Here is a 19,056-nt window from a genome sequence, read left to right as displayed (position 1 = left end):
GGTTGGCTTGTACGGTTGTTGGGTGGCTGGGCACGACGAAGCCAAAGCCGGGGGGCTCTTCGACCGCATCGGCGGTTTCGTCGTGCGCTGGCCCCTGCTCGTCATCGCTGCCTGGATCGCGGTCGCGGCCGCGCTGACACTGTTGCTTCCACCGCTGCAGGTGCAAGCCGCAAAGCGCGAACAGGCTCCGCTGCCCCCCGACTCCCCGTCGATGGTCCTGCAACAGAAGATGGGCGAGGCCTTCCAGGAAAAAACCGAGGCCGCCTCCCTCCTGATGGTCGTCCTGAGCAACGAGAACGGACTGGGACCTGCCGATGAGGCCGTCTACCGCAAACTGGTGGAAAACCTGCGCGCGGACACGCAGGACAAGATGACGGTTCAGGACTTCCTTGAAGTCCCCGAGATGAAGCAGCTGTTGGCCAGCGAGGACGGCAAAGCCTGGATCTTGCCCATCCAGTTTCCTGGCACCGGGATGGCCCCCGAGACGCACGTGGCGTTCCAAAACGTCAAGGCGATCGTCGAGGAAACCGTCGCTGGCACGAGCCTGACCGCCCATCTCAGCGGCCCTGTTGCCACCATGCACGACCTGCAGGAACGTGGTGAGGCAGACGTGCGGATCATCGAGATCGGCACCATCATCAGCGTGCTGATCATCCTGATCCTGGTCTACCGGAACCTGGTCACCATGCTGTTACCGCTGGTCACCATCGGTGCGTCCATCGCGACAGCTCAGGGCACACTGTCCGGGCTCTCCGAGTTCGGCCTGGCCGTGAACATGCAGGCCATTGTCTTTATGACCGCGGTCATGATCGGGGCGGGGGTCGATTACGCCGTCTTCCTGATCAGCCGCTACCACGACTATATGCGCCACGGCGAGACGTCGGACGTGGCGGTCAAGAAAGCCTTGATGTCCATCGGCAAGGTGATCGCCGCGTCGGCGGCCACCGTGGCCGTCACCTTTCTCGCGATGGTGTTCACCAAGCTGGAAGTGTTTTCGGCAGTCGGCCCGGCAATTTCGGTAGCCATCATGGTGTCGCTGCTGGGCGCGGTAACCCTACTTCCCGCCATCCTCGTACTTACCGGACGTCGCGGCTGGATCAAGCCTCGACGCGACCTCACCACTCGTATGTGGCGGCGTTCGGGCATTCGCATCGTGCGCCGGCCCAAGATCCATCTGGTCGCCAGTCTCATCGTGCTTGTCATCCTGGCCAGTTGCGCCGGGCTGATCCGCTTCAACTACGACGATCTCAAAACGGTGCCGCAAGACGTCGAGAGCGTTCAGGGGTACCAGGCACTCAACCGCCACTTCCCGCTGAACGGACTGACTCCGATGGTGCTCTTCATCCAGTCTCCCCGCGACTTGCGGACACCTGGCGCCCTTGCCGACATCGAGATGATGTCCCGCGACATCGCCGAAATGCCCGACATCGTCATGGTGCGGGGCCTGACCCGGCCGAACGGGGAACCGCTGAAAGAGACCAAGGTCTCGTATCAGGCAGGTGAAGTTGGCAGCAAGCTCGACGAAGCGCTCAGCCAGGTCTCGGAGCACGACGCTGAACTGGACCAGCTCACCGGAGGTGCGCACCAGTTGGCCGACGCTCTTGCGCAGGTACGCGACCAAGTCAAGGGGGCCATCGTCAGCTCTAGCGGGATGGTAAACACCCTGCAGGCCATGATCGACCTGATGGGCGGAGACAAAACAATCCAACAACTCGAAAATGCATCCCAGTACGTCGGGCGTATGCGGGCACTCGGTGACGATCTGAGCGGGACCGTCACAGATGCCGAGCAAACCGCCGTCTGGGCCAGCCCGATGGTAAGGGCACTCAACTCCAGCCCCGTATGCAACAGCGATCCCGCCTGCCGTCGTTCGCGCGCCCAGTTGGCGGCGATTGTCCAGGCCCAAAACGAGGGAGTGCTCAACGCCATCAGATCGCTTGCGGTAACCCTGCAACAGACGCAGGGATACCAGACGCTGGCCCAGACGGTGCGCACTCTGGATCAGCAGCTCAAACAAGTCGTCGCCACCCTCAACGCCGTCAACGGCCTTGCGGGCAAGTTGGCACAACTGTCACAAGGTGCCGATGCCCTCGCCGACGGCAGCGCCGCATTGGCGATGGGCGTGCAGGAATTGGTTGATCAGGTGAGGAATATGGGTTCCGGGCTCAACCAGGCAGCCGACTTCCTGCTGGGGATCAAACGCGACGCGGAGAAGCCGTCGATGGCGGGCTTCAACCTGCCCCCCGAGGTTTTTGGGACTGACGAGTTCAAAAAGGGCGCCCAGATTTTCCTGTCGCCCGATGGGCATGCGGCGCGATACTTCGTGCAGAGCGCGCTCAATCCGGCCACCACCGAGGCGATGGATCAGGTCAATGAGATCGTCCGTGTCGCCGACGATGCGCGACCGAACACCGAGCTCGCGGATGCCACGGTTGGTTTGGCCGGTGTCCCGACCGGGCTACGGGATATCCGCGATTACTACAACAACGACATGCGATTCATCGTCATCGCGACGATCATCATCGTGTTCATGATCTTGGTTATTCTGCTACGCGCTATTGTTGCCCCAATATATTTGATCGGCTCCGTGCTGATTTCCTATTTGTCAGCCCTGGGTATCGGCACTGTCGTGTTCCAATTGATATTGGGACAGGAAATGCATTGGAGCTTGCCCGGACTGTCGTTCATACTCTTGGTTGCCGTCGGCGCGGACTACAACATGCTGCTCATTTCACGTATCCGTGACGAGTCGCCACATGGTATACGGTTCGGAGTCATCCGCACCGTGGGATCGACCGGCGGAGTCATCACGTCCGCGGGTCTCATCTTCGCCGCGTCGATGTTCGGCCTGGTGGCGGCCAGCATCACCACGATGGCCCAAGCCGGTTTCACCATCGGGGTCGGGATCATTCTCGACACGTTCCTGGTACGCACCGTTACCGTACCGGCCTTAACCACATTGATTGGCCGCGCGAACTGGTGGCCTTCACAGCTGGGCAAAGACCCCTACCGACAGGGCAAGCCGGGCAAGCTAGCGACGAAAGCCAACCTATGGCTAGACCAGGTGAAAAGCATCGGCCGCCGCAAGGCAACGGCGCCGGTGCCCGCGCCGCAGGTCGCCACGACCACTCCCGGAACCAATGGGCAGGCAACCGAGAAAGCTGCAACGATCAGGGTGCAATCGCGGGGAGTTTCCAACGGTGAGTTGCACAGCGCGGCAACTGGCGACGGCAAGCATCTGATCGACCGGCTTCCCGGCCATTCCCTGCCACTGTTCGGCCTCATCGACTTGCCGGTCTACGACCTGGGCGAATCATTGGACTCCCCAACAATCGCCACGAGCAACGGAAACGAACGGGTCGATCATCTCTTCGGCCACCCGCTGCCCCTGTTCGGCCTCGCCGGCCTGCCAACCTACGGCATTACCAACGGCGACACCAATGGCGACACCAATGGCGACAAGGCCACCCCCAACGGCAACGGTCATCACCCGATCGACCACGAGCCTGACCAACCGCTGCCGCACGTGAGTCCCAGGTCTACTGATTAACGGCACGACGACCGCGACTCCAGCCTGAATCCGTACCTCGTCGAATCGGCCCAACCCCCTAACCGGGTTGAATTCCCTGCCGGGTTGAACTCAATGCCTAGGCGTCCAAGCGAGTGAACTCGTCCTGTCGGTACAACTCAACGCACTGCGCTCGGCGCACCTTGCCGCTCGTCGTGATCGGAATCGAACCCTGAGGCACCAGAACGAGATCCGCCACACTCAACCCGTGCGACTTCGATATCGCAGCGGTGACTTCACGTTTCACGACACCGAGGCGCTGCATTGCCTCTTCATCGGACTCGTCTTTCTTCTTGAGTTCGATGATGGCAACCAGCTTCTCAGCGCCATCATGGGGAACGGCGATCGCCGCACAACGGCCCGGCGTGATCCCCTGAATGGTCGCCTCAATGTCGTCGGGCGAGTGGTTGCGTCCGTACACGATCAACAGGTCCTTGATGCGACCGAGGATGAACAGCTCACCGTCTGACAGGAAACCCGAATCTCCCGTCCGCAGCCAAGGGCTTTCAGGTGTCCCCTGCGACGGGTTGACAATGCTTGCCTCGAACGTATGCGCAGATTCCTCGGGCTTCCGCCAGTAGCCGCACGCGACGTTGCCGCCGTGCACCCAGATCTCGCCAACCGCGCCCTCCGAGCACTCGACCCTGGTGTCGGGATCGACAATGCGCACCAGCTGCGTATCGACTGTGCCGTAGCTCACCAACGGCGTGCTGCCGTCACTTTCGGAGCGTTCCGCTTGACCATCCGGCAGCTTCTGGGCATCGAAATTGACGATCTTTGGCGGTTGCCCCGTCTTGAGGGTCGCCACGTACACGACAGCCTCGGCCATCCCGTACGACGGACGCAGCGCCCTGGGATCAAGATTGAACGGCGCGAACCGATCGATGAAGCGCTGCAGGGTTATGGGCTGCACCCGTTCGCTGCCGTTGAGAATGCCGTGGACGCCACCGAGGTCAAGGCCCTCCAAGTCTTCGTCTTTCGTCTTGCGCGAAGCCAAGTCAAAGGCAAAGTTCGGGCCGGCCGAAAAAGCCAGAGTGTTGCTGGCAAGCAATTGCATCCACCGGGCCGGTCGTTGCAGGAACCCCACCGGGCTGGTCAGCACCGCGGGCATTCCGGACAGAACCGGAAGTACAAGTCCTAATATGAAACCCATGTCGTGATAGAACGGCAACCACGACACCACAGTGGAGCCCGGCGGGGCGACTTTTCCGTAGCCGCCATAGTAAGTCGACATGATCTGTTCGAAATTGGCGAAGAGATTCTTGTTCGAGACCATGACACCGGCCGGCGTCCGCGTCGACCCCGAGGTGTACTGCAAATACAACGTATCCGGCCAGTCGTGATTGACAGCCCGAGAGGCGCCCGCTAGCCGTCCATCGAGCTCCAGTCGATCGACCTCGATTATGGCGGCCACGTCTTGGTTGTACTGCGGTTGCGCATACTCGGACACATTGTCGATCACCGAAGAAGCCGTGAGGATCACCGCTGGCGACGTATCGGCCAACACCGACGTCGTGCGCTCATCGTGGGCACCGCCATAAGGAACCGAGAGCGGAACCGCAATCAGTCCGGCCTGCAACGCGGCGAGAAAACTAACGATGTAGTCCAATCCTTGCGGGGCCAGGATCACCGCCCGGTCACCGGTCGACCCGCGTTCTCTGAGGTGGACAGCAAGGTTCAGCGTTCGGCGATACAACTGCGACCACGTCAGAGTCTGTTCAACACCGTCCCACGACTGGTCGTAGTCGACATAGGTGAACGCGCCGTCGTTGGGCTGCATGCTGGCGCGTTCGCGAAGCACAGCAGGCAGTGAAGATGCAACCACGGACATCAGACTACCTTCGCTAAGAATTGTTCTCGTAACGATTCCCGAAGCTGCAACAGCCCGATCAGAGCCCTACCTACCCCGGACCCGAGCCCCCCAAGGCCCGAAGTCACACTAACCGCCCATGGTCCACCACCCTACCGTGAGCGCTCGCACATTTGGACCCACTGTTACCCGCGATGCTGCCGACGCTGAATCTGCGGGGCCTCGTTCAGGAATCCATCACCGTCCACCCGATGCGCGTCAAATTTCATCGACTGACGATCGCGCGCATGCCGTTGTCATCACGGAACCGCCGAGCATGGCGAAACTCGCGAAAAAGAGCCAAGGCCAAAGATTTCAGATGCAGCCAGCGCTGCGGCCCCAGCACGGCGACCTCGATGGCCAACGCCAGCCAGGCCGGCAACCACCAGAGGGCTGCGACCAGACGAATCCCGATGGGCGACACTGGGTCCACGACCATCCAGGTGAGAACGCGCTGCTGGTCAAGCAGATTCCGGCGAGTTGCCATGACGCGGGTCGTTTCCGTCGCTGTTGTGTGGCTGCGCACCGAAAGTTTGTGGGGAACAAAGCATACGGCCGACCGCAGCATCAGGCGCATCCAGAAATCCAGGTCGACGAGTTGAAAGATGTCCGTGCGAAAACCTCCAGCGTCCAGTGCCAGCTGGCGCCGAAACATCACACAGGTCGGTTCACCTATCCAGTTGTCCTTGGCACCACGCAACGCCATCTGCCGGACTAGTGATGCTCCGTGGTTGCGTTCACGCAGTCTCCGGAATCGGGTGTGGACCTGTCCGTACCGCCTTTGCCATCCGGGATCGTCAGTCTCCACCCGCCGGGGCGCGAAGGCCAGTCCGACTGTCGGATCCTCGAAACACGCGGCCATTGTCCTTAGGGCACCGGGAAGCAACCAGTCATCGCCATGGACGAACTGAATCAAGCTCCCAGAGGCGACGTCCAGGCACTTGTTGTGGTTTTGGTTAAGGCCCAGACGAGGTTCGTTGCGCACGAGCCGGTCGTTTGCTCTGAGCATTGTCGCGGCTATGGCGACGCAGTCGTCCGACGACGCGTCGTCGACCACCACGATTTCGAAATCGACACCTTCCTGATCCAGGATGCTGCGCAGACAACGCGCGATCGTGGCGCCGTTGTTGTAGGCCGGCACACACACCGAGATCAGCGGAGCTGAGGGCAGATCACCGACCTCATCGGGGCTCACCGACACCACGCCTTATGCAGCACCCGGCAACCAGGCATAGCAGGAGCAGCTCAGAGAGCAAGCACACCCTGAACGAGAAGGAGTACCCCGGTCACAGTGAGAATGGTCTGGACAATCTGCCGGCGATAGGTCCGCAGCCACGTCTGGATCTGCAGCATCACGGCTAGGGTTTTGTCCGGCATTGCCAGGTACCCGACCAGCGGGATCTCGATGACCGCCAGCACGATCAGGACGAACACGATCAGAGCACTGAACTGGGTGCCGACGGCGGCTCCCGAAGCCATGATGATGGACAGCAGAATTATGCCCTCGTACGGCGGAAATGACGATGCGAGGCCCACGACGAACGCCGGCCAGGCCCGGTCGCGGTTCAGCATGTCGTGAGTGCATGCCCCGAGCCGCGCAAACAAATTCCGCGAGGGCGGCTCCTCCACTTCCGCTGGGGGTTCCGCTGTGGGCCGCTCTTCAACCAGGGTCGCCGCATTGCCGCCAACGGGCACGGGCGATGTCGCCGGCGTAAATACTGGTTCCGATAACCGTGTGGCGATCCGTGCCCGCGCGGATATGACTGCGACAACGAGCAGAGCGAACAGCCCGAGGGCGATATAGAGACGCCCGCCTGTAATGATTGTGAACTCGGACGTGACGCTGGAGAACGCAGATGTGGCGTTTTCCATAGCGGCCAACGCGACTTCGCGCATCACCACCAGCACCGCGATCCCCACGCCGATACCTGCCACGATGCCGCCGAGCCAGAAGGCCAGCAGATTCACCATAGGCCTGCGCCGTGAAACCATGACCACGGCCAGCCCTAGGCGCACGGGATCGACGGCCATCCCCATCCCGAGTATCAGCACCATTGTCCACATCACTGGGGACGCTACTAGGGGACAGCGTATCTCGTGGCGTTACTGAAGAATTGGAGAGTTTTCTCATCTGACCAACACCAACACTTGCGAGAGTTATTGCCGTCGCGACGCCGGCCGCAGATGATCCCGAGCAGACAACCCACGCGGACGCAGTCAAACCACGATGGTCAGCGTTGTGGTGGCCGTCACATTCGCGTTCTAGCAGCTGTTTTGCGCGGCAGACCACCCGACCTCAGCGCACAACGCAGCCACGCAGGCCGGGCTGTTTGCCCAGGTAGCGCCCAAACGTCGGTACAGTTGCTGCCTCGCCCGGGCAGGCTGGCAAATATCACGCGCGCACCGCCGAGACCCCCGCCAAGCACCCCTAGAAAACGCGTCTAGCTGCGGAAACAACACCCGCCAGCGGAGGAGTCGCGGCTGAGCTTGAGTACCCGGCAACCGCCCAGACCGGCGACGCACGGCTATGCTGAGGCGGTTTCGCGGGCAGGACAGGAAGGCTAGCGATGGGCAAGGCTGCCTGGTTGTTCGGGAGCGCTACCGAATTGATTGACCAAGAACGAATCGAGCAGGCTAGCGATGCGCGCCAACGGTGTTGACAATGCGCCGGCGCACCCCACGATCTCGGTGTGCGTGCCGATGTACAACAACGCTGCAACCATCGCACGTTGTCTACGCGGCATCCTGGATCAGGAAGGCGCCGATTTCGAGGTGGTGGTCGTCGACGATGGCTCGTCAGACGACTCCGTCAAGATTGCGTCAAGAATGCTCAGGCCAGAGGATCGGCTGATCAGCAATGAATCCCGCCTCGGCCTGAATCAGAACCACAACAGGTGCCTGGAACTCGCTCGGGGTGGACTGATCCAGTTCGTTCATGGCGATGACTGGCTGCTTCCCGGAGCCTTGCGGACACTCGCCCCGTGCTTCGACGACCCGGCGGTCGGGATGGCTTTCGCGCCTCGGCGGGTGGTACAGGACGACAACCTGCCCAGGCGACGCAGGGTGGGACCCGCCCACAAACACTTTTGGAGGCTGCGCGACCGTAACCGCGGACCGTGGTTGGTCGCGCAGATGGCGCTGCGCGGCGGTGCCGGAAATTGGATAGGTGAACCGACCTGTGTGATGTTTCGCCGCCGGCTGGCTGTGGAAGCGGGGGCCTTCCGCACCGACATCTATCAGCTCGTCGACTTGGATTTCTGGTATCGCCTGATGCTGAGATCGGTGGTGTGCTTTGTGCCACAGGAACTGTCGGTGCGCACACACGCCGTGAGCACCGAATCGATGCGCATCGTGAAATCTGGGCAGAACTGGCTGGATCAGCTGCGCATTCTGACCTGGCTGATCGTGGACCCGATGTCGCCCAGGGCGGTTCGGGTCATCGCCACAGTCGGGTGGTCCCTAACCTGGTTGGTCGCACCGGTACGGGTCGTGGCGTTTGGACCGCAGCGGACGACGCGCCTAAAGACATTGGCTCGAGCTCCCGTCAGCGAATTCGCGTTCGCCCGGCGATGGCGCGACAACGTCTTGTCGCACTCCAAGGCTGTCTCGTGATGGTTGCGCCCCTGCGGATTCCGGCCGCCGCGGCGCTGGAAAGGGTGCAGAGACCGGGGACTTGTGCGACGTGACGGTCCGCGGGGCGCCTAGCTCGAGAGGCTGTGGGCCGTGAGACATTGCCGCGCCCGGCGCGCCTCGTGCTTGACCCGGCCGGCGTAGAGATCCGCGTGCGCCCTCCAGCCCCAAACTTCAGCCGAGAGCCTGCTTTTGAGTCGCCGCCAGGGCGTCTGCCGCCAGCGGTGACGCAGGGCCAAACTCGCGACTCCCGGATGCCGCGCTAGGCATTCGGCCAACGCGCCGCGGCCCTCGGCGCCCGGGACCTTGGCGATCTCGGTCAGCGCGCAGTAGGCGGCCTCGCCGATGATCTCTTCCCGCACGCTGTTACCGGCGACCAGACTCAGCATGGCGTCGAGGGTCGCGACCAAGCCTGGACCGAGCTCTCGCCAAAACTTAGGGGGGTCGGCATAGGAGGAGTGCCAGATCCCTTGCTCGTGGCGGCGGTAGACCGCCATCGTGTCCGTCAGCATCGCGATGTCGCCGCTGACCGCATGCCGCAGGTGCAGATACCAGTCCACCGGCATGATCCCGGCTGGGATGTCGTCGTAGCAAGGCTGGCGGCGGTAGACAACAGAGTTGGTCTGGATGAAGTTGCGCGCGATCAATGCCTCCACACTAAGGTCGCGGCGCAGGAAGTTCGGCGGGAACTCGGAATCCTGAGCGCGGCCATCGTCCCAGGTCACACGTACCGGATGGAAGCACACCGTGGTCTGAGGATGTTGGTCGAGGAAGGCGATCTGCTTGCTGAGCTTCAGCGGGTCGATCCAAAAGTCATCACCCTCACACAAGGCAAGATAGTCACCTTGTGCAGCCGACAGTGCATCCGTCAGATTCGCGTGGACGCCGACGTTCTTCGGCCGCAAGATTGGCCGGAACAGGTGCGGATAGCGGTCCGAGTATTCCTGGATGATCGCTGGCGTGGCGTCGGTGGAGGCGTCGTCAGCGACGATGATCTCTACGGGGAAGTCCGTCATCTGGGAGACAAAGCCGTCCAGCGACTCTCGGATGTAGGCCTGGTGGTTGTAGGTGATCGACACGACGCTGACTTTCGGCGTCGCCCTGGGTGCGCTCTCAGGCAATCCGGGTCCTGCCTTCCTCCACCGCGGCAACGACTCGAGCGACATCATCGGATGCCATGTAGTCGTGGATCGGCAGCGAGACGACTCGCGAGCAAATGTCCTCGGTGACCGGCAAGTCCGTCGACGCTGTCAACTCGGGGTTCGCCATCAAGTACGGGTGTCGGTGCTGGGGTGGGTTGTAGTAGTCACGGGCCTCGATCGCGTCTGCGCGCAGGCTGGTGAGCACCGCGGCACGATGGTCGACCGACACGGTACATGCGCTGCCGAAGCACAGCGCCGAAACCTCGGCATTGGGCTGGAACCGGAGGCCGGCGCCGGTGAGGTTCATCCGATAGCGCTCGAAAACGGCTCGGCGGCTTGCCCTGCGGCGGTCGAGTCCGACGAGTTGTCGCAGGCCTATGGCGGCGTTGATCTCTTGCAGCTTTCCGTTGAGCCCGAGCTGAACAGACTCCCTCGACTCAGCGAAGCCGAAATTCTGGAAGTTGTACGCTTGCCTGACCAGTCGTGGGTCGCGAGATACAAGTGCGCCGCCCTCACCCACTCCGAACGGTTTGGTCGCGTGGAAAGAGAAGACCTCACAGCGGCCACGTGCGCCGACGCGCTCGCCGTCGGCATACTCCGAGCCGAAGCCAGCGGCCGAGTCGAGGACTATCGGTACCTCCCACTCCGCGCCGAGATGTTCCCACATGTCGATCCGGGGGTTGCCGACACCGAACACGTTGGCAAGCACGATGCCGGCAATGCGGTCACGAGACCGTTCGAGGACAGCACGGGCGGAGCGCGCGCTTGGTTGCCAGGTATCGGAGTCGATGTCGATGAACCACGGACGGTACCCGGCCCACAGAGCCGCCTGCGCCACGGCGATGAAGGTGAATGACGGCATCAATAGATAGCGGTCGCGGGTTCCAGGTCCGAAAGTCGCGTGCAGTGCCGCGATGAGCGCCAGGGTGCCGTTGGCGAAAGTGGCAACCTGCAGATCGTGCCCGAGATACCGGCCCAGGGCTCGCGCGAACTGCTGCTCCTTTGCCCCGAAGTTCGTGTACCAGTTTGCCTGGGCTATCTCGCGCAAGTCCTCGGCAAAGTCCTCCGGACCGGGAAAGCTCGGACGGATGAAGGGGATCGCCGCACGCGGCGGTCGATCCGCTTGGGAAGCCGACCAGGGGAATCTGGACAGGGTCGGCCACACAATGTCGTCTCGAGTCAGACTATCCATCACGCCCCTATCAATGCCGGTAGGTTATGTTAGCCTTCCCTAAAGTGCGGCGCCACGCGGCGTCGAGATAATCGCCACGAGGCTGTCGAGCTAATGAGGTGGGATCGCTGCAGATGCCCGACGTGCCCATGCTGGGTGTCTCAGCAACCAGCTGGCGGGTGAGCTCGCGCGCCCAGCTGCCCACGGGGCCGACGACAAGAGCAAGCCCCGACAGCGACTTCTCGACGACGCCCGGATCAGTTGGCGGACCCAAGATTTGACCGATCCGACACAAGACGACCGGCAGCGACCGATCGATGTCTTAGCGCAAGAGCAGGCCGCTGCGGCGACCTTCGACATCGCCTTTATTGGCAGCGGGATCGCCTGCTCCATGACTCTGCTGGAGCTGGCCGAGGCTCTACTGAGCGCCGCACCCAAGATCGGCAAGCTGCGCATCGCGGTGGTGGAGCGCGACGACCAGTTGTGGTGCGGAATCCCCTATGGCCGGCGCTCCAGCATCGGCTCGCTGGCCATTCAGAAGCTCGACGAATTCGTCCACGAACCGGAAAGATCCTCCTACATCGCCTGGCTAGAGCGCCATAAGCCGCGTTGGCTGGCCTTGTTCCGGCGGCAGGGCGGCGAAGCCGCCGAACGCTGGATCCGCGACAACCGCGCGGCTTTGGACGCTGGCCGTTGGGGCGAGCTGTACCTGCCGCGCTTTCTCTTCGGAGACTTCATCTCCGAACAAGTCGATGCCGGCATCGCTCAGCTCGCCGAGCGCGAGCTGGCCGAAATCGTCACCATCCGCGCCGAGGCCACGAGCGCGCGGTACACCGACGGCCGCCACGTGATCGGGCTCAACCCGGCCGGACATGGTCCAACCGCGATCGAAGCAGCCAAAGTGATCGTCGCCATCGGTAGCCCCCCGGCGAGGACGATCCTCGCCGACGATTCCGAGCCCCCGTTCGCCTACGTCAACGATTTCTACTCCCCGAGCGCGCAGACAAACCTGGAACAGTTGTGCCAAGCGCTGAACAAGGTCGAACCGCTCGAACGGCGCAACGTGCTCGTGGTGGGTTCCAACGCCACCTCGCTCGAGGTGCTCTACCTCATGCGCCACCACGCGCGCATCCGCCAGCAGGTGAACTCCATCACCGTGATCTCGCGGTCGGGCGCGCTTCCCCACCTGATCCGCGATCAGCCGCCGGAATACGGCTTCCCGCGGATTCGTGCGCTGCTCTCCGCGGAAACGGTTGACGCGGCGGATCTCATGTCGGCGATCCGCGACGACCTGGGTACCGCCCAGAAACGCTCACTGAACCTGGCCGATTGCCACCACGCGATCGGCGCCCTGATCGGGCAAGTGCTGCAACGGATGACGCTGCCGCAGCAGGAGGAGTTCTTCTGCGTGCACGGCATGAACTTCACCAAGCTGGTGCGGCGAGCGGGACGCGACTACCGTCAGGCAACCGACGAACTGGCCGCCCAAGACGCGCTCAGCCTGCTCGCCGGCGAGGTAGTGCGCGTGCATGCTTGCGCCCCCGGCCAACCGATTGCCACCCTGAGCTACCGCGCTGAGGGAGCTGAACATACCCACCCCCTGCCGTTTGCCGCCGTGGTGAATTGTGCCGGTTTCGAAGAACTGGACGAGTGTTCCTCGCCCTTCCTCGTCAGCATCATGTGCAACAAGCTTGGCCGCCCCAACCGCACCAACCGCGGCCTCCTTGTGAACGACGCCTTCGAGGCCACGCCCGATTTCTTCGTCATCGGGCCCCTGGTCGGCGGCAACTTCAACTCCACAATGCGCTTTTGGCATGTCGAGAACGCGCCCCGCATCCGCTCGCTGGCGAAATCGTTGGCCACCAACCTAGTTGCTTCGTTACGGACCGCCTCAAAGACGAGCCGCGTTACCCAGACGCCGACTAGCGCCGCCGCGAACCCGCGGGCAAACGTGACTCTCGCCAACAACGTTGGATGATGGTGTAGCTCCTGGTTGCGCAGCGAGCCGTCAACCGCCATCACCACCCACTGTTAAGCCGGCGCGCTGGATGGCTTGACCCAGGAGGAGACTCCGCAGCCGAGCCTGTCCACATTCGATTGGATCAACTCGTAGGGATATTCGGTGTAGAGCTCGATGAATTCGCGCAACTGCGCCATGGAGTCGTGCCAGGGGTCGTTGTGCCGCGGCAGGATTGTCTTGAGGAAGGGGAACCGGCAGTGCTGGATGAGGCCGTCCCAGTAGTACAGCGTGTGGTTGAACGGTTCGCTGGAGAACTTGCTGGCCCATTGGTGGTTCGGGCAACGCGCATAGGTTGGGTTGATGCTGTCGACGGACACGAAGGGTTTCAGGCGCAGCCCGGCTTCGCGTGCCCTCGTGGACAATCCGATCTCGTAGCGGTCGACGAGGTTGACCTTGTCAACTACGTATTCGAACTCACTCCAGAAGTCAGTGAGGAACCGGCGAGTTCGCGGGTTGAGGTCCCACGCCAGGAAGAAGGATTGCAAGTGCAGGCCGAACTCCGCGCTTTCGATAGCGCCATACATGTCGGCGCCGTGGAACGAACGCCACATCTCTTCGAGCGGAAGGACCGGTCCGAACACGCTGTCGTTTGCCAGGACAAGACGGTCGAAGTGGTCGAGCGACCAACCACGCTCTTGGACTATGGACCATGCGAGGTGCCAGGAGCCAAAGTCTAGTGACAGCGTGCGGCGGGTGTAGATACCCGCACAGAGGGAACGGATGGAGGCAACGGATTCTGGCTTGAGCTTGGGCGAACCGGACACAAGCAAGATGGTTGCGCCCAGGTCGTGCAGCGCCTTCAGGTAGTAGACGACATATGGATCGATCATGCGCTGGGGGTCGAAGTGCGCGAAGAGAACCAGGGTGCGGCGATCCGGCGGAGGCCGCGGTGGCAGCTCCTCGTGGGTTTGACGAATGAAGCGGAGAGCATTGCCGCTGACCCGGTAGGGCACGGCCGCCAGGTAGCGGTACCCCCGCCCGGCATCGGAGCGCACCCTGCTCAGCAATTCCAAGACCACCTCGTAGCGCGTTGCCTCAATGTTCAGGCCATGTCGGTAGGCGCCGCGCCGTCCGTCGAATCGCCGGTCTTGATGCCGATGAACAGCCCTCGAAGGTCCGATTGGTAGCTGCCTCCGAGCAAACTCTTCGCGATGTCCGGTTGCATATGATCGAACTGTTCCAGCACGACATCAAATCCAACATCGCGAAGCGCCTGCAGCACGTACTCGCGCTGAATCCAGAATGATCGACGATTGTCCCACGAAGCCCATCTCGCAGTTTCGCGCTTGCCGAATGACCGATCGGTGTGAAACTCCGTGAACCATCTGCCGCCAAGGCCTTCGTGCACACTGGGTGCCGACAAGGTGAAATGTGTCGGCACAGACTTTCGCACTAGCCTGTCGAACACCCATCGGACCCTGGTGGGCAATCTCAGCGCAGCGTCGGCACGACTTACCAGGGAGAACTGCGTCTGAAGAATCAAGAGTCTCTTGGTCACCGACGACAGCGTTTCAAGGTACTGCTTTGGATAGTCCAAGTGATACAGCAGACCGGAGCAGAAAACGCCATCGAACACGCCATGGTCAGCGATGTTCAGAGCGTTGTCCTGAACAAAATTCAAGTTCGGCAGGTTGGTTTTTGATTTTACGTAATTGCATGCCGCAATGTTCAACTCACGCACCTCGATGCCGAGGACCTGGAATCCCAGGCGTGCGAATTCTACGGCGTACCCCCCCTCCAAGCAGCCCACGTCGGCCAGCCGAAGCTGGCTCCGATCGCCCGGGAACACCGTTTCCAAAATTCCCCGCGCCGATTTACAATAGGGATAATCCTCCATCGAATGTGGATAATCGGGTTTCGTAAAAGTTCCGTCGTCAAGGCGAATATTGTGAGCGGTGAATTGCAACTGATCAGTAAATTCCAACGGAACTTTCCCCTCCATCATGCGACACTGCCGGCTCGCGGCTCGTTTGAAACAAAATAGCTCACGCTGCGCAGCGTGTTCCCGAAATTTAGCAGAGTCCGACCCGATGCTGGCGCACAACCTGGCGAGCAGCAGGGCCCGCGCCGACGCACCGGCGACCTCGGCAGCTTTAATCGCCCAAGTGCCAGGCATTCCCGAGAGCAGAACCCGGGTCGTCCAACGGGGCACCCAAACGTCAAGCCGACGCCGCCACCAGCCGACTGGCAGGCGCAGCTCAACGCCCGGCTCCGGCCACGCAACGCGCGACATTCGAGGAGCGGCGCGCCGGATCTTCGCCGCACCGGCCAGTCGGCGAACCCGCACGATCTCACGTGTTCCCCATGCAGTTATTCGGAAACGGGACCGGGCTCCCGATTCTTCGTGGCGAGCGCGAAGAAGTCAGTGTGCGTAGTCGTCAAATCCGTAATCTGGAATCCTACATGGTTCAGCGTTTGTTCAATCAACTGCCGATCAAACACATGGTGGTGAAGAGTTCGATTCTCGAAGTTTTTCAGGCTGCGCTGCCTGAAATGTTCGAGATCTCCAGCCGGTGGATCCATCGCTAGGTCGTGAAGCGTTAAGATTTCATCCAGATGCGTGAGGTCATCCTCACCGACGTCCTTCGCGAAATCGTCCAACAAATGTTCGAATTGAGTAAACGGGCGTCGATGATCAAAATTGCTACCCTTGTTGGGAAGAACGAGGATTAGTACGCCGCCATCCTTGATCACTCTTTTCCATTCCGCAAGAGCCTTGATGGGATTAGCCACGTGCTCAAGACAGTTCGACGACAGCAGGAAGTCGTAACGCCCGGACTCGATTTCACTCAAATCAGTTGCTTCGGAGATGTATTGGCGGCCGGATTTACGATGATAGTAATTGAAGGCATCCCCTGCTGCGATCCGGCCTTCCCAGACGGTGTCAGTGGCGAAGTTGACCCCGTCCAACTTCCCAACGGATGAGTAAAGCGGCAGCACGGTTTTGAATAGCAGGCTCGGGCCACCGATCTCGATTCCGTATTTGTCCGCGACGGCCTGCCGGTACTGTCGGCGGCTATTCAATCGACCCGGAGCATACTTTAGTGTATAATAGAGGTCGACTGCCGATTTAGGCACGAGCCTTTTTGTTGCGTGTCCCATGTTTTCCTTTACGACCACGACGATTCGATTACAACGTTCAGTCGGATTATCGATTCCTCCGGCGGTTTACCACTAACGTCACCCATCACTACCAGTCTTCGGCCCACTAATAGCTGCGCCCGGACTGGGCGGCTGCAGGCATGTGCCCGTCCCCGGAAGGGCCGCGATCGCGCCACGCAGCACATCGAGGGCCGGTTCGGTTTTGCCTGCTCCCCTGCTCTCGATGAAACGGTACCGGACGCGCTACCCCCGTGGCCTTCCCGTCGCAGGAAGTGTCGCAGATTACGCCGGTTGTTGTGATACGAATTCCGTGATTTGCTCGGATGCACGTGGGGAGCTGCTAGCAGGTGTCCGGGTAAACCTCTTGAGCACAGCGACCCGTCGTCACCGCGCCGTTGGGGGCAGGTCGCCGCGCGCGGGAGACCCAACCCGCCCCGCACGTGACGGACGACAGGAACTGCGCCGCGCAGGAAGGAAGCTCACAGTGCCCGAAACGACGGCCGCGAACCCACCCAAAGTGAGCATCGTGTCGACCGCGTACAACCAGGAGACCTACGTTCGTCAGACCTATGACAGCTTTGTCGCCCAACAGACCGACTTTCCGGTGGAGATCATCGTCGCCGACGATGCCTCGACCGATAGCACGCCGGCCATAATCCGGGAGTACACGGACCGCTACCCGCAGTTGTTCCGGCCGATCTTCCGGCCGGAGAACCTCGGCCTCAACGCGAATCTCATCGGGGCCATGTCGACAGCTCGTGGCGAATACCTCGCGTTGTGCGAGGGAGACGACTACTGGATCGATCCACTGAAGCTGAGCAAACAGGTGGCCTTCCTCGACCGGCATCCTGAGGCGGCCGTGTGCTTCCATCCCGTGTGGGTGGTCTGGGATGACGGACGGGCCGACGACGTGGTCTACCCGCCGCTCGAATGGCATTACGACTTCAGCGTGGAGGCCCTGATCGAGAGAGCCTTCATTCAGACCAACTCGGTCATGTACCGTCGGCTCCCCCGCTACGACGACATCCCCGCAGACATCATGCCGCTCGACTACTACTTGCATTTGCGGCACGCGGTCCGCGGCGACGTTGCGATGCTGCCCGAGACGATGGCCGTCTACCGCCGTCACGCCGAAGGCATGTGGTACGACGCGCTCATGAACCCGTCCAAGTTTTGGCTGGCACAAGGTGCTGCGCATGCGGCAACCTTCGACGCGGTCATCGACCTGATCATCGGCAACCCCGCGCGCGAGCACGTGGTCGGCAAGATGTGCGACTGGGTGCTCGGCGAGATCGCGAAAGTACCGGGCACGGAAGGCCGCGCCGCGCTTCTCGACTGCATCGCGCGCCACCCACGGCTTGCGATGTTGGCCCTGCAGTACCAACGGACGGACACACCCTGGCGGCAATTCAAGGGCAGGCTCTCCAACCGAATGTGGAAAGCACGGGCGAACATGGATGTCTACTCCGCGCGACTCAAGAACCAGACCACAAAGGCCCGGCGTAGCCCAACGCCAATCGGTGAAGCACGCTAGGCGTGCAAGTCGACCGTCAGACTGCGTCAGTGTCTGGCTTGTGCGCGATGTACAGCCACGAATTGAGCGCGATGGCGTGCCGTTCGAACGTCTCCTCGCCGAACGTGCTTGACCCAAAAAGGGAGACCTCGAACCCGCTTTGCCGGATCCGCGAACACAGCGTCGAGCGATCGTAGAGCCGTACGTGGTCGCCTTGGCAGAAGCGGCGCCACCGCTCCTCCTCGTCGGTGACCGAGGGATCCTCGTCGAAGCTGCCCTCGGGTGCCACCGGGGTCATGATGATGCCGCGTCCTCCGGGCACCAGCACCCGGTACAACTCGCGCAGTGCGCGGCTGTCGTCCGAGACGTGCTCGAGAACGTGGGAGCAGATGAAGAAGTCGAACGAGCCGTCGGCGTAGGTGGGCATGTCGGTGATATCAACAACGTCGTCAACGCCAGGCATCATCAGATCCGCGGTGCGGTACTCGAGGTCGGCACGGCTGCGCAAAGACGCCGAAAGAGCTGCCGACGGGGCGAAGTCGACCACCCGGCAAACACCGTCGGGCTCGAGGAAACGGTCCATGTAGAGCTTGTAGAGGCGATCTCGGTCGGCGGCGCCGCACACCGGACACAGGTACCGCCGGTGGTTTAGGGTCTCCAACTCGTCCATCGTGTACGGGAAACCGTGTGCCGCCAGCGGGCCGCCGATGATCTCAGTGACGCTCTGGAAACGGACGCGACTCCCGCACACGTTGCACTCACCGGGGCCGATGAACAACACGCGACGACGGAGGCGCTCGGCGCGGCGTTGGATGTCAAAGGTCCGCATGGGTCCCATTCAACTACAGACCGGCTTCCGAGCCGGTACGTATTGCTGTCATCACCCAAGAGGCAGCAACTCCTGGCACGTCAGGGAGTTGTCGTATGTCGGAAACTTCTCGCATGTCCGGCTGCGCTGTATGTCGGTGCCCATTCCCGGGCTCGACAGGGCAGCAATGGTCGCTGGTGGTCGCGTGTAGCCTGAGACAATCCATGACAACCGCCAGAGAGTCTCCACATGG

Annotated in this window: 12 protein-coding genes and 1 pseudogene; 4 read left to right on the top strand and 9 right to left on the bottom strand. The window is 61.8% G+C overall.

What is annotated here, in order from left to right:
* Positions 1 to 22 precede the first annotated feature (22 nt).
* Positions 23 to 3,550: an MMPL/RND family transporter gene (locus F6B93_RS09675; protein ID WP_211698903.1), complete on the top strand. Its 3,528-nt coding sequence runs from the start codon at positions 23 to 25 to the stop codon at positions 3,548 to 3,550.
* 97 nt (positions 3,551 to 3,647) lie between these two features.
* On the opposite strand, the gene F6B93_RS09670 is transcribed toward F6B93_RS09675, so the two are convergent.
* From F6B93_RS09670 to F6B93_RS09660, 3 genes are all read right to left on the bottom strand, one after another.
* Entirely contained in the window at positions 3,648 to 5,399 is a 1,752-nt protein-coding gene (locus F6B93_RS09670; RefSeq protein WP_211698902.1) for an AMP-binding protein, read from the bottom strand.
* A 244-nt stretch (positions 5,400 to 5,643) separates the two neighbouring features.
* On the bottom strand, positions 5,644 to 6,621 hold the full coding sequence (locus tag F6B93_RS09665; protein ID WP_211698901.1) for a glycosyltransferase family 2 protein: 978 nt from the start codon (positions 6,619 to 6,621) through the stop codon (positions 5,644 to 5,646).
* A 41-nt stretch (positions 6,622 to 6,662) separates the two neighbouring features.
* Positions 6,663 to 7,481, bottom strand: a complete 819-nt coding sequence (locus F6B93_RS09660; protein ID WP_211698900.1) for a GAP family protein — start codon at positions 7,479 to 7,481, stop codon at positions 6,663 to 6,665.
* A gap of 576 nt (positions 7,482 to 8,057) precedes the next feature.
* On the opposite strand from F6B93_RS09660, the gene F6B93_RS09655 reads away from it, so the two are divergent.
* Positions 8,058 to 9,029 carry a glycosyltransferase family 2 protein gene (locus tag F6B93_RS09655; RefSeq protein WP_211698899.1) on the top strand — a complete coding sequence of 324 codons (972 nt, stop codon included), beginning with the start codon at positions 8,058 to 8,060 and terminating at the stop codon, positions 9,027 to 9,029.
* Between the two features lie 89 nt (positions 9,030 to 9,118).
* Here F6B93_RS09655 and F6B93_RS09650 read toward each other — a convergent pair whose 3' ends face one another.
* Positions 9,119 to 10,213 carry a glycosyltransferase gene (locus F6B93_RS09650; protein ID WP_211698898.1) on the bottom strand — a complete coding sequence of 365 codons (1,095 nt, stop codon included), beginning with the start codon at positions 10,211 to 10,213 and terminating at the stop codon, positions 9,119 to 9,121.
* The gene (locus F6B93_RS09645) at positions 10,161 to 11,381 is read right to left on the bottom strand and encodes a DegT/DnrJ/EryC1/StrS family aminotransferase (RefSeq protein WP_211698897.1); all 1,221 of its coding nucleotides are present in this window, start codon (positions 11,379 to 11,381) and stop codon (positions 10,161 to 10,163) included. The genes F6B93_RS09650 and F6B93_RS09645 overlap by 53 nt, the downstream gene beginning before the upstream one ends.
* 292 nt (positions 11,382 to 11,673) lie before the next feature.
* On the opposite strand from F6B93_RS09645, the pseudogene F6B93_RS09640 reads away from it, so the two are divergent.
* Positions 11,674 to 13,245, top strand: a pseudogene (locus tag F6B93_RS09640) (FAD/NAD(P)-binding protein); the annotation flags it as partial.
* A gap of 146 nt (positions 13,246 to 13,391) precedes the next feature.
* Here F6B93_RS09640 and F6B93_RS09635 read toward each other — a convergent pair.
* From F6B93_RS09635 to F6B93_RS09625, 3 genes are all read right to left on the bottom strand, one after another.
* On the bottom strand, positions 13,392 to 14,393 hold the full coding sequence (locus F6B93_RS09635) for a rhamnan synthesis F family protein (protein ID WP_211698896.1): 1,002 nt from the start codon (positions 14,391 to 14,393) through the stop codon (positions 13,392 to 13,394).
* 29 nt (positions 14,394 to 14,422) lie between these two features.
* Positions 14,423 to 15,325, bottom strand: a complete 903-nt coding sequence (locus F6B93_RS09630; RefSeq protein WP_211699380.1) for a class I SAM-dependent methyltransferase — start codon at positions 15,323 to 15,325, stop codon at positions 14,423 to 14,425.
* Between the two features lie 365 nt (positions 15,326 to 15,690).
* Entirely contained in the window at positions 15,691 to 16,500 is an 810-nt protein-coding gene (locus F6B93_RS09625; protein ID WP_211698895.1) for a class I SAM-dependent methyltransferase, read from the bottom strand.
* A gap of 499 nt (positions 16,501 to 16,999) precedes the next feature.
* Between F6B93_RS09625 and F6B93_RS09620 the strand changes: the two genes are divergently transcribed.
* Complete coding sequence (locus F6B93_RS09620) at positions 17,000 to 18,016, top strand: glycosyltransferase (protein ID WP_246541114.1); 1,017 nt, start codon at positions 17,000 to 17,002, stop codon at positions 18,014 to 18,016.
* A gap of 16 nt (positions 18,017 to 18,032) precedes the next feature.
* On the opposite strand, the gene F6B93_RS09615 is transcribed toward F6B93_RS09620, so the two are convergent.
* Entirely contained in the window at positions 18,033 to 18,824 is a 792-nt protein-coding gene (locus tag F6B93_RS09615; RefSeq protein ID WP_246541051.1) for a class I SAM-dependent methyltransferase, read from the bottom strand.
* Between the last annotated feature and the right edge of the window lie 232 nt (positions 18,825 to 19,056).

This window comes from Mycobacterium spongiae, from assembly GCF_018278905.1.
Lineage (GTDB): Bacteria > Actinomycetota > Actinomycetes > Mycobacteriales > Mycobacteriaceae > Mycobacterium > Mycobacterium spongiae.
The sequence above is the reverse complement of the archived record's forward strand: the minus strand, read 5'-3'. Positions and strand labels throughout refer to the sequence as shown.